Source organism: Acinetobacter sp. ANC_7513 (assembly GCF_056779915.1).
On sequence record NZ_JBWYIW010000001.1, the window covers coordinates 382,167 to 407,288 of the forward strand.

At 39.1% G+C, this 25,122-nt stretch carries 28 protein-coding genes; 26 read left to right on the plus strand and 2 right to left on the minus strand.

Going from position 1 to position 25,122, the window contains the following annotated elements:
• Positions 1 to 11: 11 nt before the first annotated feature.
• A complete protein-coding gene (locus AC1M9B_RS01850) occupies positions 12 to 1,310 on the minus strand; it encodes a peptidylprolyl isomerase (RefSeq protein ID WP_481608405.1) in 1,299 nt (432 codons plus the stop codon).
• Entirely contained in the window at positions 1,310 to 3,784 is a 2,475-nt protein-coding gene (locus AC1M9B_RS01855; protein ID WP_481608406.1) for an LPS-assembly protein LptD, read from the minus strand. The genes AC1M9B_RS01850 and AC1M9B_RS01855 overlap by 1 nt, the downstream gene beginning before the upstream one ends.
• Positions 3,785 to 3,903: 119 nt before the next feature.
• On the opposite strand from AC1M9B_RS01855, the gene AC1M9B_RS01860 reads away from it, so the two are divergent.
• The 26 genes from AC1M9B_RS01860 (at position 3,904) to pyrF (ending at position 24,974) form a co-directional block, all read left to right on the plus strand.
• A complete protein-coding gene (locus tag AC1M9B_RS01860) occupies positions 3,904 to 4,920 on the plus strand; it encodes an aminoglycoside phosphotransferase family protein (RefSeq protein WP_481589852.1) in 1,017 nt (338 codons plus the stop codon).
• Positions 4,917 to 5,606 (plus strand): N-acetylmuramate alpha-1-phosphate uridylyltransferase MurU, encoded by a 690-nt coding sequence (murU, locus tag AC1M9B_RS01865; RefSeq protein WP_481608407.1) that lies wholly within the window; start codon positions 4,917 to 4,919, stop codon positions 5,604 to 5,606. The genes AC1M9B_RS01860 and murU overlap by 4 nt, the downstream gene beginning before the upstream one ends.
• Before the next feature lie 85 nt (positions 5,607 to 5,691).
• Positions 5,692 to 6,324, plus strand: coding sequence for a 16S rRNA (guanine(527)-N(7))-methyltransferase RsmG (gene rsmG / locus AC1M9B_RS01870; protein ID WP_092766213.1), 633 nt, complete (start codon positions 5,692 to 5,694; stop codon positions 6,322 to 6,324).
• Positions 6,325 to 6,347: 23 nt separating this feature from the next.
• The gene (locus AC1M9B_RS01875; protein WP_481608408.1) at positions 6,348 to 7,130 is read left to right on the plus strand and encodes a ParA family protein; all 783 of its coding nucleotides are present in this window, start codon (positions 6,348 to 6,350) and stop codon (positions 7,128 to 7,130) included.
• Positions 7,127 to 8,017, plus strand: a complete 891-nt coding sequence (locus AC1M9B_RS01880; protein ID WP_035264597.1) for a ParB/RepB/Spo0J family partition protein — start codon at positions 7,127 to 7,129, stop codon at positions 8,015 to 8,017. Before AC1M9B_RS01875 ends, AC1M9B_RS01880 begins: the two co-directional genes overlap by 4 nt.
• A 233-nt stretch (positions 8,018 to 8,250) precedes the next feature.
• Positions 8,251 to 9,975 (plus strand): lipid A export permease/ATP-binding protein MsbA, encoded by a 1,725-nt coding sequence (gene msbA, locus AC1M9B_RS01885; RefSeq protein WP_035264595.1) that lies wholly within the window; start codon positions 8,251 to 8,253, stop codon positions 9,973 to 9,975.
• A 3-nt stretch (positions 9,976 to 9,978) separates the two neighbouring features.
• Entirely contained in the window at positions 9,979 to 10,989 is a 1,011-nt protein-coding gene (gene lpxK / locus AC1M9B_RS01890) for a tetraacyldisaccharide 4'-kinase (protein WP_481608409.1), read from the plus strand.
• Positions 10,990 to 10,998: 9 nt separating this feature from the next.
• A complete protein-coding gene (gene kdsB / locus AC1M9B_RS01895) occupies positions 10,999 to 11,760 on the plus strand; it encodes a 3-deoxy-manno-octulosonate cytidylyltransferase (protein WP_481608410.1) in 762 nt (253 codons plus the stop codon).
• Positions 11,761 to 11,773: 13 nt separating this feature from the next.
• Positions 11,774 to 12,751, plus strand: coding sequence for a DNA polymerase III subunit delta' (locus AC1M9B_RS01900; RefSeq protein ID WP_481608411.1), 978 nt, complete (start codon positions 11,774 to 11,776; stop codon positions 12,749 to 12,751).
• 25 nt (positions 12,752 to 12,776) lie between these two features.
• Positions 12,777 to 13,118, plus strand: coding sequence for a PilZ domain-containing protein (locus AC1M9B_RS01905; RefSeq protein WP_481587020.1), 342 nt, complete (start codon positions 12,777 to 12,779; stop codon positions 13,116 to 13,118).
• A 31-nt stretch (positions 13,119 to 13,149) separates the two neighbouring features.
• Positions 13,150 to 13,923 (plus strand): TatD family hydrolase, encoded by a 774-nt coding sequence (locus AC1M9B_RS01910; RefSeq protein WP_035264578.1) that lies wholly within the window; start codon positions 13,150 to 13,152, stop codon positions 13,921 to 13,923.
• 45 nt (positions 13,924 to 13,968) lie between these two features.
• Complete coding sequence (locus tag AC1M9B_RS01915; protein WP_035264575.1) at positions 13,969 to 14,583, plus strand: TetR/AcrR family transcriptional regulator; 615 nt, start codon at positions 13,969 to 13,971, stop codon at positions 14,581 to 14,583.
• 1 nt (position 14,584) lies between these two features.
• Positions 14,585 to 15,145: a pilus assembly FimT family protein gene (locus AC1M9B_RS01920; protein ID WP_481595444.1), complete on the plus strand. Its 561-nt coding sequence runs from the start codon at positions 14,585 to 14,587 to the stop codon at positions 15,143 to 15,145.
• Entirely contained in the window at positions 15,132 to 15,524 is a 393-nt protein-coding gene (gene gspI / locus AC1M9B_RS01925) for a type II secretion system minor pseudopilin GspI (RefSeq protein ID WP_481588351.1), read from the plus strand. The genes AC1M9B_RS01920 and gspI overlap by 14 nt, the downstream gene beginning before the upstream one ends.
• The gene (gene gspJ, locus AC1M9B_RS01930; protein WP_481608412.1) at positions 15,521 to 16,165 is read left to right on the plus strand and encodes a type II secretion system minor pseudopilin GspJ; all 645 of its coding nucleotides are present in this window, start codon (positions 15,521 to 15,523) and stop codon (positions 16,163 to 16,165) included. Before gspI ends, gspJ begins: the two co-directional genes overlap by 4 nt.
• Positions 16,166 to 16,180: 15 nt before the next feature.
• A complete protein-coding gene (gene gspK / locus AC1M9B_RS01935) occupies positions 16,181 to 17,137 on the plus strand; it encodes a type II secretion system minor pseudopilin GspK (protein WP_481608413.1) in 957 nt (318 codons plus the stop codon).
• Positions 17,138 to 17,299: 162 nt separating this feature from the next.
• Positions 17,300 to 17,896 carry a 6-pyruvoyl trahydropterin synthase family protein gene (locus tag AC1M9B_RS01940; RefSeq protein ID WP_481588348.1) on the plus strand — a complete coding sequence of 199 codons (597 nt, stop codon included), beginning with the start codon at positions 17,300 to 17,302 and terminating at the stop codon, positions 17,894 to 17,896.
• A gap of 28 nt (positions 17,897 to 17,924) precedes the next feature.
• The gene (ung, locus tag AC1M9B_RS01945) at positions 17,925 to 18,638 is read left to right on the plus strand and encodes a uracil-DNA glycosylase (RefSeq protein ID WP_481589861.1); all 714 of its coding nucleotides are present in this window, start codon (positions 17,925 to 17,927) and stop codon (positions 18,636 to 18,638) included.
• Positions 18,635 to 19,756: an enoyl-CoA hydratase/isomerase family protein gene (locus AC1M9B_RS01950; RefSeq protein WP_179998211.1), complete on the plus strand. Its 1,122-nt coding sequence runs from the start codon at positions 18,635 to 18,637 to the stop codon at positions 19,754 to 19,756. Before ung ends, AC1M9B_RS01950 begins: the two co-directional genes overlap by 4 nt.
• Positions 19,757 to 19,758: 2 nt before the next feature.
• A complete protein-coding gene (gene tadA, locus AC1M9B_RS01955) occupies positions 19,759 to 20,283 on the plus strand; it encodes a tRNA adenosine(34) deaminase TadA (RefSeq protein WP_481596932.1) in 525 nt (174 codons plus the stop codon).
• A 75-nt stretch (positions 20,284 to 20,358) separates the two neighbouring features.
• On the plus strand, positions 20,359 to 20,790 hold the full coding sequence (locus AC1M9B_RS01960; RefSeq protein WP_180027685.1) for an SRPBCC family protein: 432 nt from the start codon (positions 20,359 to 20,361) through the stop codon (positions 20,788 to 20,790).
• Between the two features lie 18 nt (positions 20,791 to 20,808).
• Entirely contained in the window at positions 20,809 to 21,489 is a 681-nt protein-coding gene (cmk, locus tag AC1M9B_RS01965; protein WP_035264559.1) for a (d)CMP kinase, read from the plus strand.
• 116 nt (positions 21,490 to 21,605) lie between these two features.
• Positions 21,606 to 23,282, plus strand: coding sequence for a 30S ribosomal protein S1 (gene rpsA / locus AC1M9B_RS01970; RefSeq protein WP_035264556.1), 1,677 nt, complete (start codon positions 21,606 to 21,608; stop codon positions 23,280 to 23,282).
• A 162-nt stretch (positions 23,283 to 23,444) separates the two neighbouring features.
• Positions 23,445 to 23,750 carry an integration host factor subunit beta gene (locus tag AC1M9B_RS01975; protein ID WP_035264555.1) on the plus strand — a complete coding sequence of 102 codons (306 nt, stop codon included), beginning with the start codon at positions 23,445 to 23,447 and terminating at the stop codon, positions 23,748 to 23,750.
• A gap of 20 nt (positions 23,751 to 23,770) precedes the next feature.
• Positions 23,771 to 24,136 carry a lipopolysaccharide assembly protein LapA domain-containing protein gene (locus tag AC1M9B_RS01980; RefSeq protein WP_035264552.1) on the plus strand — a complete coding sequence of 122 codons (366 nt, stop codon included), beginning with the start codon at positions 23,771 to 23,773 and terminating at the stop codon, positions 24,134 to 24,136.
• 139 nt (positions 24,137 to 24,275) lie between these two features.
• Entirely contained in the window at positions 24,276 to 24,974 is a 699-nt protein-coding gene (gene pyrF, locus AC1M9B_RS01985; protein WP_481591148.1) for an orotidine-5'-phosphate decarboxylase, read from the plus strand.
• Positions 24,975 to 25,122: the final 148 nt, after the last annotated feature.

Consider the following 25,122-nt stretch of genomic DNA (forward strand, 5'->3'; position numbering starts at 1 on the left):
TTAAGAAAAAATTAGTTTTGGTTGGGTTGTTTAATTTCAACGTATGTACTTGCGCGAAGCTCTCTTAACCAGCCATCTAACTCTGCATCAAATTGACGGTCACCAAGAATTTGGCGCGCTATGCGTTTTTGCTGTTCCTGAGTCATGTCTTGCTGACGTGCATCAGTAACTTGCAAAATATGCCAACCAAACTGTGTTTCAAAAGGTTCACTGACTTCGCCAATTTTCGCAGTCTGCATTTTTTGATCAAACTCTGGCACCATCATACCTGGTGAAACCCAACCTAAGCTACCACCATCACGTGCAGAACCTGGATCATTAGAATAAGTTGCAGCAAGGACTGCAAAATCATCACCTGCCTTTACACGGCTATAGATACTGTCAATAGTGTGTTTGGCATTTTCAGGACTCACCACTTCAGAAGTCTTAATCAGAATATGGCGAGTTTGGTATTGTGGCACAATTGTCTTTTTCTGATTTGACTTGCGCTCTAAGAGTTTCAACAAGTGGATGCCATCTCGAGCCTGAATTAAATCAGTAGTATTGCCTGGTGAAACTAAAGCGATACTCGATGCAAGTTCTTCTGGAATATCTGCGATTGAGCGCGAGCCCATATCTGCACCTTCGACTTTAATTGTAGATGTAGAAAATTGTTTCTGTATCGCATCTACATCATTCGAAGCTTGAAGTGCATCTTGAACTTGTTGCGCGACTTGAGTGAGTTCTTGTTGAGAGGCTTCACCAGAAATTCTGAAGTGAATCACGTGAGCTTGAGTACCCACAGCAGCTTGACCTTCCGGTGATTTGAGGAAGTTTTCAACATCTTGGTCGCTGATTTTGATGCGTGACATCACTTGTTGTTGACGTAAGCGCTGAATAGCAAGATCATCAGCGACTTTAGCACGTAGGTTTTCATAAGTGCCTGGAGCCATACGGTCAAGCTTTTGCTGGAAGTCTTCTAGGCTATTACTGTTCGACTGGCGAGCAACATTAAGTACAGCATCATTTAAAGTTTTTTCATCAACTTGAATGCCATAGCGTTTTACTTGTTCAAGTTGCGCATTTTGGATGATAAGTTTATTCAGAGCTTGATTTTCAAGTACCTGAAGTGGTGGTACATCCTTTTTTTGAGCTTTAAGCTGATGTTGTAGCTCAGCGACACCTTGTGCAATGTCACTTTTTAAAATGGCGCTTTTGCCAACAATAGCAACGATTTGATCTGATGGGTTTGCATAACTTGACACTGATGCAGAAATAACAAGTGCTAACGCTGAAGCTTTAAAGAGTTGTTTTAAATTTTGCATCTTCATTAATTCGTCCAATTTTGTTTAACTTTATCGAAACCCAAGATTCGATTTTCCAGTAAAGAGCTTAACTTACTGTTTAAGCCACCAAGTCCTTTAAGTGTAAACTCTGCCATTACAGCACGTTTTTGTTTGGTGTCTGGTGCATTAACATCATCTAAGTCATTGTAATAAGAGCGACCATAGACCGAAACACCCCAGCAGCACGACTCATAATTAATACCTAAAAGGTACTCGCGTGCAACACTGTTGTCTAGATCATATTGCATATGACCCATCAAATTCCAATTACCTTTCACAGGTTGTATAAAGGATGCTGTAACTTGGTCATAGTGGTCTTGACGATCTTCAAGTCGCTTACGATTAAAATAACCAAAGTTGTATAGGTTACCTTGATCACCTGTGTAATACACTTGTAGATCACGTTGAGCATTATCTCCGTTAGACATCCACATTGAGTTTGCATTCACAGTAAAGTTCTGAGAAAGCTGGCTGGCAATGCTGATCACAGGACCAGTTTGACGCTCAGTATTAAATGGGTCATTTTGACTATTATTCAAAGTCACCTTACGGTCTTCAAAATAGTAACTTTGTCCGATGCTGGCACGTAAACGTTCTAATCCGATTGTATCAAAGAGGCTGTAACTTACCCCGAGTGATAAGAAGTTATTATCTTCTAGGCGGTCGTGGCCATAAAAGCGACGTGGATTAAAGAGTTGATCGTAATTCAGGGACGCTGCGGTTGAGTCAAAGTTCGGTGAACTGTTTTGATTTCTGTGTGGTGCATAAGCATAGAATGCACGTGGTGTGATGGTTTGTAAGAATTTTCCATCTTTTTCAAAGATAAGACCAGCATCTAAAGTAAACTCTGGAACTATAACTGCATTATCTTTGGTGTTTTTTCTTTGTTCTTCAGTGATACGATCAATCGTATTTTGATCAAAGAAAGTATTTATAGAGCGAACTGATGCTTGTGGTATAAAGAATGACCACTGATTGCGGAAGTTATATCGAGCAGAAAACTCATTATAAAGACGTGTACCACTTGGTTGATAAATGGTGTCCATATTTGAGTTGTCTGAAGCATTTAAGTCATTAATATCTTTTTGGAAATATGCTGTATCGTTATTAAATTCATATTCCAGTCCTTGCGGATTACCAGTGATATAATTGACGAGCAATTGCGGTAGTCGTGCATAGGGGCGATCAACATCATCAACATCAGGGTCTAGCGTCTGGAAGTCTTCAACTTTGAGTTGCGCGCGTAACCCTGGAATTCCATTCGCGTAATTAAGATCCCAAGCGCGGCGTTGGTTTAACTCTGTTCTTGTATTCGGATTGCTATCTAGATCTGCAAAGAAGTCTTTATCAGAAACATAGTTATATTCTAGGTTGGTCGTCCATTGGTCATTGATTTTCCAATTGTGCACGAGGTGTAAATCTTTACGATCTTCATCATCATATTTACGATCTTGTGCTAAATAACCACCCCAAATACGACCGCCACCATATTGTTCAGTCAGATATCTGAACTCACCCTCAGCCATCAATCCACGACCGCCAATGAAACGTGGAGTGATAGTCGCATCATAATTGGGTGCTAAATTGAGATAAATTGGCGCTTCAAGTTCTAAACCACCATCGTTTGTATAACCAAAACCTGGGTTTAATAAGCCAGTGGTACGACGATCATCAATAGGGAAATTGAAATATGGCACAGCCAGCACTGGTGTGTTTTTAATATATAGTTTAGTGCCTTTGGTCACGCCACGCCCAGTGTCTTGATTTAACTCAATCGAATTGGCTTGAATCTTCCATGTTGGGCTTTGCTCAGGTGGACACGTGCTATAAGTTGCATTCTGAAGGAGTAAAATATTGGGTGAGGTGCGCTCAATATTTTCTGCACGACCATGCCCATGTGTCGCTTCTGAAATATAAAAGCTGTTATTGAGGCGTCCCGTTTGGGTTTTTAAATTGTAGTCAATTTGATCACTTTGAGCCAATAAACCCGCTTGTGCCAACTGTACATTGCCAGAAGCTTTGGCATGAGTTTGAGTATTGTCAATTTTAATTTTATCCGCACGAACCATACGACCTTGTTGATCGATGATGACATTGCCTTCTAATTCTGAATCGCCATTTGGATTGTAATATGCACGATCAGCGGTGATGATCGATGTTGCTTGCTCAGGATCAACTGCTTTAGTATCAGGGCTGATTGGTGTCAACCAAGTTTGAGCACAAAATTTCGAGCTTGGGGAGAACGTGCTACGTTGTTGCGCTTCGGCTGAATTTTTATTGACATAATATTGATCAAAGAAGCGCTGACCAGGGTAGCTTTCTTTAATTGCAGTTTGAAGTGCTTGATTGTCCACCTCAGTTGTACTGTCTTTAGAGTCGGCATAACTTGAGACTGTGCTACCACACAATAAGGTTAAAATAGCAGTCGCCAAAGGGCTGAAAGTAAACTGATGCTTCATTTATATCATTAACCAAGTATGCAAATTGCAATTAATTATTGTCGCATCATAGAGAAAAAACGGATTAGTGGCTACACTTAGCACTTTAAATATTCAGCCTGTACTAGAATTTATAGCAAATGAATACACAACGTGAACAATTGATACATACGTGGGTGCAATCTGTACTTCAATCAGAGCAGTTCGAAATAAAATATTTAGCAGGCGATGCCAGTTTCCGTCGCTATGCGCGAATCACCTTGAATAATAAATCATTTATGTTAATGGATGCACCTCCAGAAAAAGAAGATTGTGTACCTTTTGTGACGATTGACGAATTCTTTGATCGTCATGGAGTTCGTGTTCCACATATTGTTGCAAAGGATTTAGAGCAAGGGTTGTTGCTTCTTGAAGATTTTGGGGATGAGCTTTTAGCGAACCATTTAAACAATGACACGGTAGATCAGCATTATTTACAGAGTTTTAAACAACTCATTCAATTACAGTCTATTCGTGGTGTGGATCAGTTTCCAGAATATAGTTACGAAAAATTAATCAGTGAAATGGAGTTATTCACAGATTGGTTGCTTCCATCATTAAATATTCGATTAAATGCTGATGAACAAGGTTTGATTAAGCGCACTTTTGCGATATTGGCAAATGCGGCTTTAGCTCAACCCCAAGTGATTGTTCATCGAGACTTTCACAGTCGTAATCTCATGTTGTTGAATGATGAACAAGAACAAGGCGTAATTGATTTTCAAGATGCGGTAATCGGTGCGGATACCTACGACTTGATTTCAATTACACGTGATGCATACGTGCAATGGCCTCCAGCACGTGTAAAACAATGGTTTAAAACCTTCTATGAATTATTACCAGATGATTCAAAAATTGATCGTGATTTAGAGCGCTTTATTAAAGATGCCGACTTCATGGCGATTCAACGCCATTTAAAGATTTTAGGTATTTTTGTGCGATTGTTTGAACGTGATGGAAAGTCGGGCTATTTAAAAGACCTGCCTCGTGTCATGTGGTATTTACTCGAAGAGTCGAAGCCTTACGCTGAACTCACTCCATTTATTCAATGGGTTGAAGATAAAGTGCTTCATGCATTTGAAGCCAAGTATGGTCACTATGAGGTAGTAGCTGCATGAAAGCCATGATTTTAGCAGCAGGTCTGGGTAACCGTATGCGTCCCTTGACGCTTTATAAACCAAAGCCACTGTTGGAAGTGGGTGGAAAGCCTTTAATTGTATGGCATATTGAAAAATTAAAGTCGATTGGTGTTAGTGAAATTATTATTAATTCGGCATGGCTGGCAGACAAATTGATCGGTGCTTTAGGCGATGGTTCTCAGTTTGGTGTGAACATTCGCTGGACGCGTGAAGATGAGGGTTTGGAAACAGCTGGTGGAATCATCAATGCTTTGCCCTTGTTGGGTGAAGAACCATTTATTCTCGTCAATGGGGATGTGTGGACTCAGTTTGATTTTGCTCAGTTGCTTGAGCTTGATTTACAAGAAGATCTAGCACACTTAGTACTTGTGCCAAATCCGCTACAACATCCTCAAGGTGATTTCACACTATTAGATGGTCGTGCTTATACTTTTGAGCAAGAAAAAGAGGGCGAAAATCTGACTTATAGTGGTATTGCGGTGATTCATCCTCGTTTATTTCAAGGTCTAGAATGGGGCAAGCGTCCTTTAGCACCTTTGCTTAAAGATGCTATGCACAACCACAGAATTTCTGCTGCAAAAATGGCAGAAATGTGGGTGGATGTGGGTACTCCAGAAAGGTTGATGCAGTTGGATCAGCACATTCGAGAAGGACAATTTAACTAACTGAGTATTCACTAAGCGTTAAATAGTGTTCCACGATGCATAAAACGGTATACTTTGATTAATTTTATTGAGATGTTTACTGTTTATGCATCCTTTTTTTCATGAGTTACAACAAGGTAGTCAAAAACTAGGTTTATCACTCAGTGATGAGGCGTTGAGTTTATTATTAAAATATCAAGATGCGCTTGTATTGTGGAATAAGGCGTACAACTTGACCGCGATTCGTGATCCTAAAGAAATGTTAGTTAAGCATTTATTGGATAGCCTCAGCATCTTGAAAGACTTGCCTCAAGGGCGATTGCTTGATATCGGTACCGGTGGTGGTATGCCGGGGATGATCATCGCGCTATGTCAACCTGAGCGAAGCTGTGTGCTTCTGGATTCGAATGGAAAAAAAATTCGTTTTCTCAAACAGTTTATTGCTGATCTAAAACTAAAAAATGTTGTGGCAGTTCAAACTCGAGTAGAGAATGAAGAGAGTATTAATGAACTGGGTAAATTCGATGTAATTACCAGTCGTGCTTTCGCCTCACTGACAGATTTTATTACTGCTTCTCGTCCTTTTATGCATGAAAACAGTATTATTGCTTCTATGAAAGGTTTAATTCCTGCTGAGGAAATTGAAAACCATAAAGATGAGTTGAGTTGCGAAATTATTGAGCTTCACGTTCCTCGTTTAGATGAACAACGTCATTTATTGCTACTTAAACAAATTTAAAAATTCTAGGGATTGGGGTTACCATGGCTCAAATTATTGCTATTGCGAACCAAAAAGGTGGCGTAGGTAAAACCACGACTGCTGTAAATTTGGCTGCATCATTAGCAGTGCTTAAAAAGCGAGTATTGTTGATTGATATGGACTCTCAAGGCAATGCCACAATGGGTTCGGGTATTCAAAAGAATGATCTCTTATACTCAGTAACTGATGTTTTACTGGGTGAAGTGCCAATTGAAACTGCCATCGCTAAAGCTGAAGTTGGATATCGCGTACTTGGCTCCAATCGTGATTTAGCAGGTGTTGAATTAGCCATTGCTGAGCAAGACGGTCGTGAATTTATTCTGCGTGATGCGATCCAACAAATTGAAGATAAGTTTGATTACATCATTGTGGATTGTGCGCCAAGCTTAAGTTTGATCACGGTAAATGCATTGGCTGCTGTTAAAAGCGTGATCATTCCAATGCAGTGTGAATATTATGCCTTGGAAGGTTTGGCGGATTTAACACAAACGATTGATCGTATTCAACAAGCGTTAAATCCTGATTTAGAAATCATTGGTGTATTGCGTACCATGTACGATGCTCGAAATGCGCTGACACGTGATGTGTCGGATGAGTTGGAGCAGTATTTTGGTAAAAAATTATACGAAACGGTTATTCCTCGAAATGTGCGTTTAGCGGAAGCGCCAGCACATGGGTTACCGATTATTTATTTTGAAAAAAGTTCTAAGGGTGCAGTGGCTTATTTGAATCTTGCTGCTGAAATGTTAAAAAAAACCAAAGTGAAAAAAGGAAGTAAAGCATGACCGTGAAGAAAAGAGGCTTAGCAAAGGGTCGTGGCTTAGATGCGTTATTGGGCTCTATTCAAAAAGAAAAATTACAATTAGAAGCACAGTCATTAGATCATGGTCAGCTCAAACAAGTAGATGTCAAACTTCTTAAACGTGGTAATTATCAGCCGCGACGTTTTATTCATGAAGAAGACCTTCAGGAATTAGCATCTTCTATTAAAAAGCATGGCATCATGCAGCCGATTGTCATTCGTCCAATTGAGGATGATGTGCATCAATATGAAATTATTGCAGGGGAGCGCCGTTGGCGAGCAGCTCAAATCGCTGGACTAAATGAAGTTCCTGCAATTGTTCGTGATTTGTCAGATCAAGTTGCAATTGCGTTGGCATTAATTGAAAACATTCAACGCCAAGATTTAAATCCAATTGATCAAGCTATGGCATTGCAACGTTTTCATGAAGAGTTTGGATTAAGTCACCAAGAAATTGCTGAAACGGTGGGCAAGGCACGTACTACAGTAAGTAATTTATTGCGCTTATTAAGCTTAGCGGATCCGATTAAAGACCATATCCAACAAGGTCAATTAGATATGGGGCATGCGCGTGCAATATTGACTTTGCGTGCAAAAGACCAAATTGAAATTGCAAAAATTGTCATTGAAAAAAACCTTTCTGTTCGTCAAACAGAACAGTTAGTGCGTGATTTTAATGCACCAAAACAGGATAAGCCAAAACCATCAATTTCAGCTGATTTAGAGCAACTGACTCAGCGTCTTTCTGAACGTTTCAGTGCAGATGTTAAAATTGATCACAATAAGCAAGGTAAAGGTAAGCTTGTGATTCATTACCATTCACTTGATGAGTTAGATGGTATTCTAAATATCTGTTTAGATGAAAAATAATTAATTTAAAAGCAGTAAATGTGATTTATTTAGATGAGTTTGAGATTTAAGTCATTTAGGTCTCAATACTCCAATTGAGCTAAGGTTTACTTTGATCATTCCATACAATCAGGTCATTGATTTTAGAGTGGGGCAGACTTTAGCATTCGATGTTCGAATTATGTATGATTAAATTGCATACGTGCTGAATCTGTTTAGGTGTTTAAGGATACCGTACCAATTAGAGGTTGTGAGTGAAGCAAGATTTTAAAGTTTATATGCGTTTGTTGAGTTACTTAAAACAGTACTGGACGATTGCATTGATTGTTGTATTTGGTTTTGTGCTGAATGCCGCGACTGAAGTTTCTGTTGCGAAATTATTAGAGCATATTATCAATGCCATTCAAGAACAGGATCGAAGTTTCACGAACTTATTCCCATTTTTGGTTGTTGTTTTGATGTTTGTACGAGGAGTGGGGCTATTTCTAGGTGGATACTACACTTCGGTAATTTCTCGAAATCTAATTTTTAATATTCGCCAAGAAGTTTTTGCTAAATTAATGCGATTGCCGTCGCAATATTATTTAGATAACACTAGTGGTCATATTACTGCCAAAATTATGTACAACGTTGAACAGCTGACAGCTGCCTCAACGGAGTCATTAAGAACCTTATTACAACAAGGTTTGATCACCATTGCGCTGTTAGGATATTTGTTCTATTCCAACTGGCGCTTGACTTTATGTATTTTGATTTTTGCGCCATTAATCGGTTTGTTGATTAGAAAAGCTGCTAAACGTATGCGTAAGCTGTCTACTCAAGTGCAAGATACGATGGGTGATGTAAACCATGTAGTGCAAGAAACCGTGAATGGTAATCTGGTTGTTAAAGGGTTTGGTGGACAGGCATACGAGCAAACTCGTTTTAAAGAAACCTCACTCGAAAACTTGCGTCGTGGTTTAAAAATGGTTGCAGTACAACAATTAAATAGTCCTGTTGTACAACTTATTATGGCGATCGCTTTAAGTATTGTGATTTGGATTGCTTTAAGACCTGAGATATTACAGGATACTTCAGCGGGTCAGTTTGTTGCGTATATTACTGCAGCCGGTATGTTGAGTAAGCCGATTAAAGCTTTAACCGATATCAATGAAAAATTACAGCGAGGAATGGCTGCAGCACATTCAGTATTTGAGTTATTGGATATGCCTGAAGAAAAAAATGAAGGGCAGTTAAAACCACAACTCAAAGGCAATATTGAATTTAATCAGGCAAATTTAACATATAGCGATGGTTTCCATGCCATCCATGATTTCAATTTAAATGTTAAAGCTGGGCAGACTGTAGCGTTGGTGGGGCGTTCGGGGGCTGGTAAGTCTTCTTTAGTTAACTTATTGGTTCGTTTTCAAGAATTAAGTTCAGGGTCAATCAAATTCGATGGCCATGATATTCAAGATATCGAAGTTACAGCGTTACGCTCACAAGTGGCTATGGTCAATCAGCAAGTCGTGCTGTTTAACCGAACTGTTCGTGAGAATATTGCTTATGGTCAGTTACAAGATGCTTCGGAAGAGCAGATTATTGCTGCTGCGAAAGCTGCTTATGCCCATGACTTTATTATGGCACTGCCTCAAGGCTATGACACACCATTAGGTGCTCAAGGTTTAAATTTATCTGGCGGACAAAGACAGCGTATTGCAATTGCTCGCGCAATCTTAAAAAATGCTCCAATTTTAATTCTTGATGAAGCGACAAGCGCATTAGACAATGAGTCTGAATACTTTATTCAGCGTGCTTTTGATGCAGCTATGCAGGATCGGACAACGATTGTCATTGCACATCGATTATCAACGATTGAGAATGCAGATCTTATTGTGGTAATGGATAAAGGTCGAATATTAGAGCAGGGAACACATCAGGAATTACTCGATTTGCGTGGTGCATATTTCCAACTGCATCAACGTAATTTTGAGGAATAAGTCATGTCTATTGCGCAGGTCATTCAAAACGCTTGGAATAAGCAATCCAAGTGGTTGATTGTATTGCGACCCCTGTCATTGCTTTATCGATTAGGATTTTTCCTGAACAAAGCCTTGTATCAACGTGGTATAAAACCTATTTATACTGCACCAGTTCCTGTCATGGTCATTGGCAATATAACGGTAGGTGGTAGTGGTAAAACACCGTTATTAATTCAATTGGTTAAATATCTTCAACAAAAAAATATTCGAGTTGGAGTAATTAGTCGAGGCTATGGTGGTAAAGGTCCTTTTCCTGCAAGCGTGAATCTCGATTCTGAGCCAAATGAAGTGGGTGATGAGCCCTGTTTAATTGTGCAATCGACTGGCGTGCCGATGGTCGTAGGTGGGCAACGACAGAAAAGTATAGAGTTACTTCTCTCTCAGCATCAACTTGATTTGATCATTAGTGATGATGGTTTGCAACATTGGGCACTTGATCGTCAATTAGAATGGATTGTGCTGGATAACAATCGTGGTTTGGGTAATCAGAAACTGTTGCCAGAAGGCTTTTTGCGTGAGCCAGTAGCACGGTTATGCAGTGGTACAGTAATTGAGCATGCTGAACAACCAAGTTCAGATCTGTATATGCAATTACAAGTCGCAGCGCCGTACTTGTTAAATCCAGTCGAAGATCAAGTTGAATATTTTGCCACTGATTTGAATTATTATGCGGTCGTAGGTATTGGGTTCCCGCAACGCTTTTATAAAACCCTTGAAAGTATGGGCTTAAAGCATTTTCAGTGTCATGAATTTCCTGATCATTATGATTATCAGATTGATGATTTACAATTTGAAGATTCAAATCCAATCATCACCACTGAAAAAGATGCTGTGAAACTCCTCCCTTTGTTAAAACAACATCCAGAATTTAGTCGTGAAATTTGGGTGGTTCCTGTTGAAGCAGCTTTATCATCAGCTTGTTATGATTTGCTGGATAAGCAGCTTGCAAAACTCGGTATCGTAAACACATAAGGAATATCCATGAAACATATTGTAATACCTGCTCGCTTTGCAAGTTCGCGGTTACCTGGAAAACCACTACTTAAAATACACGGGCGTGAAATGATTTTACGTGTGGTAGATCAGGCGCGAAAAGTGACTGGGTTTGATGATTTATGTGTTGCTACTGATGATCAAAGAATTGTTGATCTTTGTAAGGCAGAACAAATTGATGTTGTGTTGACCAGTGCAGAACACCCTTCTGGAACCGACCGATTGAGTGAAGTTGCACGAATCAAAGGTTGGGCGAGTGAAGATATTATTGTAAATGTGCAAGGTGATGAACCATTATTACCTGCTTCGTTAGTCCAACAGGTTGCTTCTTTGTTAGAGCAAAAGCCTGAATGTTCAATGTCCACTTTGTGTGAAGTGATCCAAGAATTAGAAGAGTTTAAACGCGATAGTATTGTCAAAGTCGTCATGAGTAAGTTCAATGAAGCGCTTTATTTCAGTCGTGCAACCATTCCATATGATCGTGATGGATCAAAGCAACAACCACATATACTACATCCTAAAGCCTACCGACATCTTGGTTTATATGCCTATAGAGTGAAGTTACTGCAAGAGTACGTGACATGGGATCAGGGTGAGCTTGAGGTTTTAGAAAGCCTTGAGCAACTGCGTGTTTTAGAAAATGGTCATCGAATCGCAATTGATGTGGCAGAGGTGTGCTTACCACCAGGTGTGGATACGCAACAAGATTTAGACCGTCTTAATGCAATGCCTATTTCTCATTTCCAATAGTATAGATTAGTCAATGACTCAGACTCAGCATGTTTATCCTTGGCAACTTAATGTATGGAGCACACTGACTCAGCGGTTTCCTCAAGTAGGTCATGGATTACTTTTTTATGGCAAAAAAGGCTGTGGTAAAGAAGCTTTTACCCAGCAATTTGTTACTTGGCTGCTATGTTTAGATAAGCAGCCAAATCAACCTTGTGGTCAGTGTTCGAGTTGTTTGTGGCTAAAATCAGATACTCATCCAAATTATGTTTACGTCACGACGGATGAGGACAATAAGAAACAAAACGCTAAAATTAAAATTGAGAAAATTCGTGAATTACAGCCATTCGTGCAACAAACCGTCGATGGTTGGCGGGTTATTGTGATTGAACCGGCGGAAGCGCTCAATATCGCATCGTCAAATGCTTTATTGAAAACACTTGAAGAACCAGGTGAGCGTGTTGTGATTATTCTTTTGGCGGATCATTATTTAAAATTACCTGCCACTATACGAAGTCGCCTACAACATTACGCCTTAGATCGGCTGACTGATGATCAAGCCAATGCATATTTGAATGAACATTTGAATGCAGAGCAGCAGACTTTGAGCTCACTGTTGCTTAACCTTTCGAATGATATGCCTTTAGCTGCTATTGAGTTGGCCTCAAGTGAATGGTTAACTCTGCGAAGTGCGTTTATAAATGATTGGTATCATTTAGTCAGTCAAAAAAATATGCCAATGCAGTACGCCTCTAAATGGAATAAGCAACTCAACTTTTCCGAGTTGATTGTTATGTTTGAGTACTTATTAGCTGATCTTGTTGCCTATAAAATGGAACAAAATGTAAAAAATAGCGATTTAGACTTTAGTTTGTTGGCTGAGCAATATCAATTAGAGCAATTATTTGATATTTATAATGATGTGCATCAAGCAAAACAAATGGTTGAGCAGAATGTTCAATCAAATTTAATTGTTGATCAGCTTTTTATAAAATTAATGAATGTTCAATAATCATGTTTGAATACAGGGGATAGAGATGCAGCCACGTCCGGGCGGTTTATTACAAGTCAATATTAATGATCGCGAAACTCTGCAATCCAGTTATATGCCTTTTGTTGAGGGTGGTGGATTATTTATTCCAACCAAACATCCAGTCAAAATGGGTGAAGAAATTTTTATCTTGGCAACACTTCCTAATCAAACCCAAAAAATACCAATTACGGGTAAGGTGATTTGGATTTCCTATAAGCAATCGGGCATTAAACCACAAGGTTTTGGATTGCAGTTAACTGGAGATAAAGGAGCCTATTACAAGATGGAAGCAGAAAAAATACTCGCTGGAAGTATGTCAACAGCACGTGCAAGCTTTACAATGTAGGCTCTGACTTAAAAAATTAAAAGGTGTCCTTGTGTTTGTAGATACACACTGTCATTTAAACATGCTTAATCTTGAACCTTACGAGGGAAATATCGATTTAGCAATTCAGCAAGCGATTGATGCTGGTGTCACAAAAATGATGGGGATATCGGTTGATTTGGATGATCATATTATTCTGTCAGAAATTGCAGCTCGACACGAAGGAGTGGGTTACAGTGTTGGGGTGCATCCATGTGAAGATCCAGCAGTCATGCAGCGTGCTACTGTTGAAACTTTGGTTGAATTGGCGAGTATAGATAAGGTCTGGGCAATTGGTGAAACGGGTCTAGATTATTATCACAGTACTGAATTTGTTAAAGAACAAAAAGAATGTTTTGCACGACATATTCAAGCTTCACAGATGGTGAAAAAGCCAGTGGTCGTACACACACGCTCATCTAAAAAGGATACGATAGATATTATAAGAGCTGAAAAGTCGACACACGGAATTTTGCATTGTTTTACTGAGGATTGGGATACGGCAAAAGCGGTTCTAGATTGCGGTTATTACATTTCATTTTCAGGAATAGTATCGTTTAAAAATGCTCAGGATTTACGTGATGTGGCCAAGCAAGTTCCATTAGATCGACTATTAATTGAGACTGATAGCCCTTATTTAGCACCAATGCCATATAGAGGAAAGTCTAATGAACCAAAGTATGTCCCATATGTAGCCAAAGCATTAAGTGATGTATATGATAAGTCAGTCGAGGAGATTGCCTTTATTACAACGCAAAATTTCGAGAATCTTCTACGAATGCAGTAAAAATTTAATACGGAAAATAGAAAGAAGAGAGTTTATAGAGTGAAGATGGATCGTCAGGCTCAGTTTAGAGCGAGAGAAGCATTAATATTTCAGGTCGCAGAACAACTTCTTTTGGAAAACGGCGAAGCGGGCATGACATTGGATGCATTGGCCGCTGAGTTAGATTTAGCAAAAGGAACACTCTATAAGCACTTCCAAAGTAAAGATGAATTGTACATGTTGCTTATTATTCGTAATGAGCGCATGTTATTAGAAATGGTTCGAGATACTGAAAAAGGCTTTCCTGAACATTTAGCTTTTTTTATGTTGCACCATTTGCATCATCCAGAACGTACTGTACTCTTTCATCAAATTGAAGAACGATTATCTACAACTGGTCAGGGTATTAATCATTTATTTAATGAAATGTATCAGATCCGCAAAAGTAGACTCAGAATTATCATTCGTATGACAGAAAATCATCTAGCATCCATTCAAAGTAAGATGAGTTCTCGGGATTATCTAGCATCCATTTGGTCGATTACTCATGGTGGTGCTGCGATATTAAATTCGAGTTTCTATCAACGCTATTTAGGCTGTCGAGATACGTTAAGGGTTGCTTTAATTGATCAAGCATTGATGATGCCTAAACAGATAAATTTGACAGAATCAGTGGCCTAATATGCAATCTCTAGATCACCGTCAAGGCGGATTTACTTTAATCGAATTGATGGTGGTCATTGTGATCATCAGCATCATGGCGGCATTGGTGGTGATGAATATTGGTGGGATTGATCAACGTAAAGCAATGCAAGCTAGAGAGGCTTTAATATTAGATTTAAAACGTATTCATCGAGAGGCTGTTGATCAATCGTTAGTGGTTGCATTGGTGCCACAATGGAATGGTGATCAGTTTCGCTATACATTTCAAAAATATAATGATTTAACTCGTCCAGAGCAGACGCTTGTATCGAATAATAATCGTCAACCTTCCACTTGGGTTGAAATGCCAGAGTTTTCTGCGAGAGAGCTACCTGCAAAGGTTTCATTTCAGATCGAAAGTAGCGACTATAGTTTTGAAAATGCAACTAATGCAGACTTGATGAATAATAATGCACCGAAATTAATTTGGTTGGGCAATGGCGAGGTTAAACCTGTCACAATTCAAATGTATTATGAACAAAAAGCAATTGGTGATCTTATTCAAATAGATTACTTGGGTAAAATCGATGCGGGCGCTTAAAGGATTTACCTTGATTGAGGTTGTGGTGGCTTTGGCTATTTTCGCTGTAGCAGCAATGTCATTGACGAAGGTAGCTATGCAGTACACACAGGCGACTGCGAATGCAATTTTACGAACAAAAGCACAATTCGTCGCACAAAATGAAGTCGCTGCAATGCAAATTAGTGGTGAATGGTTAGAGGGAACTCAATCGAAGCAAATTACCTCTCAAGGGTTAAGTTGGCAAATTGATAAAAAATCAGAAGCGACTATTAGCCCAGATGTTCAGAAAATAGAAGTGCAAGTGAGTCTATATAACAATGATTTAGGTAAAGTTGAATCAGGTGTCACCACCATGGTGTTTTATAACTATCCTATCAGAGAGCAATCCAACTCATGATCAAGAGTAAACAACAAGGTTTTACCTTGGTAGAGCTTTTGGTTGCCATAGCCATCTTTGCAGTATTGTCTGCTTTAGGATGGAAAATTTTTGATTATTTAAATAAAGTCAAAGATCGCAATGCGGTGCATGAACAGCAACTTCTCAGTTTGCAAGATAGTTATTTACAAATGCAAAGAGATGCTTTGCAAATTGTACCGCTGACTGCAAATATCGCAGGACAAATCCAACCTGCATTTTTACTGGATGATCAGTCTGTACAATTTAGTAAGGCAGGGGTCACAGACCCGCTGAAACAGGGTTTGTCTCCATTTGAGAGAATAGAATATCGTTATAATGCGCAAGATCGAAAAGTTTATCGTTTAAAGTATCCCAATCTGAATGTTCTTCAAACAACTCAACCTTTATCCAGTACGATCCTAGAAAATGTGGATGATTTTCAAATCACGCTTTTAAACCCGAATGAATTGAATTCGTGGCCGGAAGCATCAACAATAAGTTCTAATAGTAATGATGCTCAAGATGGTGTTGCTCGGCTATTGCCTAAAGGTATGCGAATTAGATTTAAGCAACAAGATACTGAATATGAGTGGATTTTTAGTTTGCTTAATACTGACTATTTAAAACCGGCATCTAGTTAATCATTAGGAAAATGCATGAAGCAGCAAAAAGGAATCGCCCTGATTACGATTTTAATGTTAGTCGCTTTGGCAACTATCATTGCTGCGACGATTGCCCATCGTCAATACAATACCAGTGAAAATACGGCTTATGTGATTCGTCAAAACCAAGCACTGTATTATGCAAAAAGTGCTGAAGCTTTTTTCTTAGAATTATTGGTTCAAGATGCTAAGTCCAATTCAAAATCAGATAATCTTCAAGAAACTTGGGCTCAACCGATGCCACCATTTCCAATTGATGGTGGTTATGTCGCAGGGCGAATTGTTGATGAAACGGGTAAGTTTAATTTAAACAGTTTGGTCAAAGATGATGGCGTGCCGAATGATAATGCGGTGAATTACTTTAAGGGATTATTAACAAAGCTTGGTTTGCCAGAAGAATTGAATGAAGCGGTAATTGATTGGCAAGATCAAGATGATTTGACGATTGGTGCGATGGGGGCAGAGAGTAATTATTATTTAAGTTTAACGCGTCCTTATTTGCCAGCGAATGGTCCTTTTCATAGCGTTGAAGAGTTGAAGCAAGTGCGAGGATTTGAAGGTGATAAGTTTTTATTGATAAAACCTTATGTTACAGCGATTCCTTTAAAAGAAATTAAAATTAATATTAATACAGCACCAGCGATGATTATTGCTGCTATAGACCCAAGTTTGGATGTGCAAAATGTGCAGCGTGATTTGGATCAGAAAAAAGCCAATGGTGAGTTTTTTGAGTCCGTAGATCAGCTCTGGGAACTCAACACTCTAAGTCAGTTAAGTGAAGAAGCAAAAAGCACAGCAAAAAATAATTTTGATGTTAAATCTGCATTCTATCGAGCAGATATTGAAATCATGCTATCTGATCGAAAGCGATATTTTTCGAGTTATCTGATGCGTGATGAAGATAAGGTTTATGTCTTCTCAAGAAGTTTGGCACCTCTTCAAACCAATTGATTAAATTGCTAAACTATTAATTTAAACAAATTGAATGATGGCTTTATATTTTTTTTGTTTTTAATACGTTTTGCCAATTGCTTAAAACGTTAAAATTAATGATGAGTTGTGTGAATATGCACTATAATTATTTTAACCCATGATTTTTTATTGCTCTGACATATGTTAATTCGAAAATTATTTAAGTTTGAAAACGCGCATATTGTGCGAAATTGCACATCAGACCGCTGTAAGCGTTCAATTCATGGTCATAGCTATAAAGTCGAATTATTATTGAGAGCCTCAAAGCTAGACCATGGTCAAATGGTCTATGATTTTGGTTTGCTGAAAGGTGTGATCAAAGAACTTTATGATAGTTTTGATCATGCGATTTGTTTTTGGCAAGAAGATTCAGCTGAATATATTCAAGCATGTAAAACTTTTAGTGCGCGTTGGGTTTCATTACCCGTTTCACCTTCTGCTGAACAATTTTCTCGAATTTTCTTTTATTTGGCAGAACAAGTACTGAAATCAACTGTCACGCAAAATGGTGAAGGTGATGTTGAAGTCTATTCAGTGATCGTGCATGAAACTGACACAGGCTATGCGCAAAGTTTTGCTGAAGATATCGTAAATGAACAGATGGGCTTATTGGCGCTTGATCAAATCGTATTCTCAGAACAAATTCAAAATGAATGGTCTGATCCTAAAATGTACGAACAATTGAAACAAGGCTTAACTTTTAAGAACCCAAGTGTAGATTTACAAGTAAAACTTTAAAGCTGTGATTGATTTAGGGATGAACACAATGCAACTCACCGAACAAGAATTAAGTCAACTGAATCAAGTTCGGTTAGAGGATGGTTGGAAGTATGCTTTAGCAGAGTTTTTGCTCAGCGATAAAATGGATCAGCTGAAAGCTTTTCTCAAATCTGAATTACAGGCGAATAAGGTGATATACCCACCTAATTCTCTTATTTTTAATGCCTTCAACACCACACCCTTAGATCGTGTAAAGGTCGTGATTCTCGGTCAAGATCCTTATCACGGTCCAAATCAAGCACATGGATTGAGTTTTTCAGTGCAAAAGGGTGTTGCATTACCGCCGTCTTTGCGTAATATCTATCACGAACTCAGCACTGACCTTGGAATAGCACCTGCCAAGCATGGTGATTTAACCCAATGGGCTGAAGAGGGTGTCTTGTTGCTGAACAGTGTATTGACTGTTGAAGCGGGCCAGCCGACTTCACACCAAAAGAAAGGTTGGGAAGATTTCACCGATGCTGCGATAGATGTTCTAAATGAGCAACGTGAAAAGATCGTTTTCATTCTTTGGGGTGCGTACGCGCATAAGAAAGGTCAACGAATTGACCAAAATAAGCATTTGGTCTTAAAAGCAGCACATCCATCACCATTGGCAGCAAACCGAGGTGGTTTTTTTGGGTGTAAAGTTTTTTCAAAAACAAATAATTATCTTAAACAAAATGGCATTGAGCCAATTAAATGGCAGCTGGAAGCATGACAATATCTCCTGAGACGAATCAATATCATCCTGACTTAATTGTTGAAGAAGCACAGAATGGATGGAGAGTGGTTCGATTAAATCGTCCAAAATCCTTACATGCACTTGATGAATCTATTGTGACGGCTTTATTGGCTGTTTTTGAAAAGTTTCATCATGATGATGCGGTTAAAGCGATCTGGTTTGATTCAACAACCCCTAAAGCTTTTTGTGCCGGTGGGGATGTACGCAAACTCCGTCAGTTGGTCATCAATAATGAGGTTGATGCGGCAAATAAATTTTTTGAACAAGAATACGCGCTAGATCTTTTGTTGCATGACTACGCTAAGCCGATTGTCGTTTGGGGAGAAGGTTATGTGATGGGTGGTGGGCTTGGTTTATTTATGGCTGCACCATTCAGACTCGTTACACCTTATTCGCGTCTTGCAATGCCAGAAGTAAATATTGGTTTATATCCAGATGTTGGTGCTAGTCGTTTCTTGGCAGATCGTGGCCCAATTGGTCTATTTACAGGTTTAACTGGATCGATCATGACTGCGGCAGGAGCTTATGGTATTGGCTGGGCGACTCATATTTGTGATGCTCAGCGCGATGTTGTTTTACAAAAGTTGATCAATATCGATTGGGATCATTATCCTGCTGGTGATTTTAGGGCATTAGATGACACTTTAAATAGTTTGCATCGACCAGTTTCTCCAGGGCCACTGCAAATCTCGTTAGACGTGATTCACAGTGTCTGTCGTGGTGCAAACTTTGAAAATGACTACGAAGCAATTATCGGTTTAAGTGATGCACGAAGTGATTGGCTAAGACAAGCGAGTGAAAATCTGGCAAAAGGATCACCAAGTACAGCTGCGATTACCTGGTTGTTATGGCAATGGGGGCGTCAAGTTCATCCTTGGCAAGAAGTATTTGAACTTGAAACTCAAATTTCTGATTGGAAAATTAGACATCCTGATTTTGTTGAAGGCGTACGTGCACGTTTAGTGGATAAAGATTTATCTCCTGAATGGACACCTGCAGAATCTATGTCCTTAAAAGGAATTTTAGGTGCGCACCCACCAGTTACAAATATCGAGAGCTGGAATAACTTGTTAAAACAGTACGGTATTATTTAATTTTGACTGAAATTCAATTTGATGCCGAAGATCTAAAATGGATGCAGCGTGCCTATGAGCAGGCTGCATTTGCAGCTCAATTGGGAGAAATCCCTGTTGGAGCTGTGATTGTGAGTCAAGGAAAAGTAATTGGTGAAGGATATAATCAACCCATCCAGAGTCATGACCCGACTGCTCATGCTGAAGTGGTCGCACTTCGCCAAGCATGTAATCAAATTCAGAACTATCGTCTACCAGAAGATGCAACCCTTTATGTAACCCTTGAGCCATGCACGATGTGTGTGGGGGCTTTAATTCATGCTCGAGTTCACCGTGTTGTATTTGGTACTTTAGAGCCGAAAGCGGGTTCTCTAGTCAGTGCGCGACAGCTATTGAATAATCAAGGTTACTACAACCATATATTTGAATTTGAAGGGGGCTGCATGCAATCAGCGTGTGCTCATCAACTTTCAGAATTTTTTAAATTCAGACGAGAACAAAAAAAACAACAGCGTGTACGACAAAAAATAGAAAATAATCAGGAATGATTGCTATTGTTGATTGTGGAAAAATTGACATAATGTATTGTCAGTATGAAGCGGACTCAATGAAAAGGAATAAAAATGAATTCAATCCAAGTTAAACAAGAATTTAACCAGCCTATAGATCGTGTATTTGAAGTTTTGTCAAAACATGCGACTTATAATGATGTATTTGCACCGATTCAGGTTGTACGCATTAAAGATGCAGCTGATCCGAGTCGTCCTGATGGGATTGGATCAGTACGAAAAATGGGATTAGGCCCAATAAAGCCAATTCAAGAAGAAATTACTGTACTAGAGCCAAATAAGCGTATTGAATACAAAATTATCAAGAATCCATTAATCAAACATCATCTTGGAATTATTGAATTTAAAGAGCTTTCAACAGCTAAAACTTTAGTCACATACACGATCGAATTACAGGCAAGAGCACCGTTTGTGAGCAAATTAATTCTTGCACAACTCAAACTTGCTATTACACTTGGTTTTAAGAAATTAGCAAAACGCCTTTAAGGCGAAGTTGGTAAAGTAATGACAATTCAAATTATCACGATCGATGGACCAAGCGGTTCAGGCAAAGGAACTTTGGCAGCAAAATTGGCACAGCATTACCAGTTTCATTTACTAGATTCTGGAGCTTTGTATCGTTTGTTGGGATTGTCATTACATCAGCTGAATTTAATTGATTCAATTCACAATCCAGATGTGTTGGTTAAATGCGTAGAAATAGCGACTCATCTCGATATTCAATTTGTTAGTGATCATTTAAAAACAAAAATTTTACTTAACGGGCATGATGTAACGGATGAAATTCGCACTGAAAAAGTCGGTGAGTTTGCATCCAAGGTTGCAGTTGTACCTGAATTAAGACAGGCATTATTCGAAAGACAACGTGCATTTGCTCAAGCACCAGGTCTTGTTGCCGATGGCCGTGATATGGCGACTTCAATCTTCCCAGAAGCCCAAGCAAAAATATATTTGACGGCTTCTGCTGAGTCGCGTGCTGAGCGACGTGTAAAGCAGTTGCAGGCCATGGGGCAAAATGTTAAAATAAGCGACATTTTATCTAATATCCAAGCACGTGATAAGCGTGATATGGAAAGAACCGTTGCGCCGCTTAAGCCGGCTGAAGGGGCTTACATTATCGATAGTTCAGATCTGGACATTGACGCTGTATTTAACCTGATGACCGCATATATTGATGCGCAATAAGATAAATTAATGAATATTAGTGGAAGCATAGCTTGATCAGTTCTATATGGACTATGTCGATACTTAACTAAACCGGCCTTGTCTGATCCAAGACCGCTGACTTTTCTAGGTATATCATGACCGAATCTTTTGCAGCCCTCTTTGAAGCAAGCGAATTAAACCTCAACGTTGAAAAGGGTGCAGTCATCCAAGGTATCGTTGTTAGCATCGATTCTGACTGGGTAACTGTAGATACTGGCCTTAAATCTGAAGGCGTAGTAGCTCGCTCTGAATTCTTAAACGAACAACGTGAACTTGAAGTTAACGTTGGTGACACAGTTGACGTAGTTGTTGAAGCGCTTGACAACGGTATGGGTCAAACAGTTTTATCACGTGAAAAAGCTAAACGTGCTGAAACTTGGACTAAACTTGAAAAAATCTTTGAAGACGGCGAGATCGTTACTGGTGTTATCTCTGGTAAGGTTAAAGGCGGTTTCACTGTTGACATCGGTCCAGTACGTGCATTCTTACCAGGTTCTTTGGTAGACACTCGTCCTATCCGTGACACGACTCACCTTGAAGGTAAAGAGTTAGAATTCAAAGTTATCAAACTTGACGCTAAACGTAACAACGTTGTTGTATCACGTCGTGCAGTTATGGAAGCTGAATCTTCAGCTGACCGTGAAGCTCTTCTTTCTCAACTTGAAGAAGGTCAAACAGTTACTGGTACAATCAAAAACCTTACTGACTACGGTGCTTTCGTTGACCTTGGCGGTATTGATGGTCTTCTTCACATCACTGACATGGCTTGGAAACGTATCAAACATCCATCAGAAGTTGTTGAAGTTGGTCAAGAAGTTACTGTTAAAGTACTTAAATTTGACAAAGAGCGTAACCGTGTATCATTAGGTCTTAAACAACTAGGTGAAGATCCATGGTTAGCGATCATGAACCGTTACCCTAAAGGTTCTATCGTTAAAGCGCGTGTAACTAACTTAACTGATTACGGTTGCTTCGCTGAAATCGCTGAAGGCGTTGAAGGCTTAGTACACGTTTCAGAAATGGACCACACAAACAAAAACATCCACCCATCTAAAGTTGTTCAGATTGGTGATGAAGTTGATGTTATGGTTCTTGAAGTTGATGAAGAGCGTCGTCGTATTTCTCTTGGTATCAAACAAACTCGTGCTAACCCATGGGAAGAGTTTGCTAAGGCTCACGACAAAGGTGAAAAAGTTTCAGGTACAATCAAGTCTATCACTGACTTCGGTATCTTCATCGGTTTACCAGGCGGTATCGATGGTCTAGTTCACTTATCTGACATTTCTTGGAATGAACAAGGCGAAGAAGCGATTCGTCGTTACAAGAAAGGTGACACTGTTGAAGCGGTTATCCTTTCTGTAGACGCTGAAGGCAACCGTATCAGCCTTGGTATCAAGCAAATGAACAGCGATCCGTTCAACGATTTCTTAGCTGCTAACGAACGTGGTGCTCTTGTTAAAGGTACTGTAGTTGCAGTTGATGCTCGTGGCGCAACAATTAAGTTGGCTGACGAAGTTGAAGCTTCTCTTAAAGCTTCAGAAATCAACCGTGACCGCGTTGAAGATGCAACTAAATTCTTAGAAGTTGGTCAAGAAGTTGAAGCTAAGATCATCAATGTTGATCGCAAATCACGCGCAATCAACTTGTCTATCAAAGCGAAAGACGAAGCTGAAGAGAAAGAAGCTGTTGCTAACTTGAAAACTGCTTCTGCAGGTCAAGACAACGGTCCTAAGACAATTGGTGATTTGATCAAAGCTCAAATGAACCACTAAGTCTTTCGTGTTCAATGTATTGTTAATGTAATTTAACTAATACTTTTTACACAAATACTGTAAACGGTAGCGTAGTATTGACTTACTGCGCTACCGTTTTGTATTTAAACAGGTTATTATCTCGCTATGCACAGAGTAGCTTGATAATTAAAGAGGTCGCAGATGACTACTGAAGCACTTAATAAGTCTGACTTAATAGAACGTATTTCTATCAAAAACCCTCATTTGGCTGAGCCATTGGTCGAAGAAGCTGTTAAAATTATGATCGATCAAATGATTGAGTCATTATCAGCTGATAATCGTATTGAAATTCGTGGGTTTGGAAGTTTTGCTTTACATCATCGCGAACCGCGAGTTGGGCGTAATCCTAAAACAGGTAAGTCAGTTGAAGTGGCTGCTAAAGCTGTACCTCATTTCAAACCAGGTAAAGCACTAAGAGATGCTGTAAACGAATCAGCAGGAAAATAATAAATTACTCAGGGGTGGTTATGCGTTACGTATTAGTTGCACTGTTAGTTGTAATCTTCGGATATGCATTGGCATTGGTTCTGCAAAATGGTACAGAACTGACTGTTGATCTTCTATTCACTCAAGTACCGGCAATGAGATTAGGTTTATTGCTTTTGTTGACTTTGGCACTTGGGATCATCGTTGGATTATTACTCGGAGTTCAAGTTTTCCGTGTATTCCAAAATAGTTGGGAAATTAAGCGTCTTCGCAAAGATATTGAATATCTTCGTAAAGAACAAATCCAAAATGCTCAGTTAGCTGCTGCTGAAGCTGCTGCAAATGTACGTCATGAAAAGACAGTACTAGATGTGCATTCAGATCCGCGTAACTCAAATCCGCTGTAATTTATAAATATTTAAAAAACCTCTAAAATTTATTTTAGAGGTTTTTTTTATTGAAAATAAACTGTTGAATTTTAAGCTGAGTTTTTGAAAGTTAATTTTGCAGCTTAAGTTGAACATCTTTATAATGACGCAACTTTAGATGGACGGAAGAACAACCTTGAGTATCATTGTTGCTTTAGATGCAAAAAGCCAATACGACGCATTGAAAATTGCTGAAAATTTGGATCCTAAACTTTGTCGTGTAAAGGTGGGTAAAGAACTTTTTACACATGAAGGTCCGACCGTTGTAAAAGCATTGCATGATCAAGGTTTTGAAGTATTTTTAGATTTAAAATTTCATGATATTCCAAATACGACAGCACAAGCCGTTTGCGCTGCTGCAGATCAAGGGGTATGGATGGTCAATGTTCACGCATCTGGTGGACGAAAAATGATGGAAACTTGTGTAGAAAGATTAAAAGCAGGTAACTATCAAACACAGTTGATTGCAGTCACTGTATTAACTTCAATGGGGCGAGAAGATCTACGTGATCTTGGTTTGGATATCGAGCCTTTTGAACATGTGAAACGTCTAGCGACTTTGACTCAAGAAAGTGGCTTGGACGGTGTTGTATGTTCTGCGCAAGAAGCAAAAATGTTACGTGAAACTCTAGGTCAGAACTTTGCTCTCGTCACTCCGGGAATTCGTCCAGAAGGTTCTGCAGCGGATGATCAAAAACGTATTGTTACACCTAAGCAAGCTATGTTAGATGGTTCTACACATTTGGTGATTGGTCGCCCGATTACTAAATCAGAAAATCCAAATCGGACTTTAAGAGATATTCTAGCGACTTTGTAATTTTCAAATTACAGTCTTGAACTATTTTAAAAAGCCATGAATGTTCATGGCTTTTTTTTAACTAGGATTAAGATTGTAATAAACAAGGTTTATAAAGAAGCGAGAAGAAGCCTTGTGCTAAGACAGTTAAAACTTAATAACATGATAA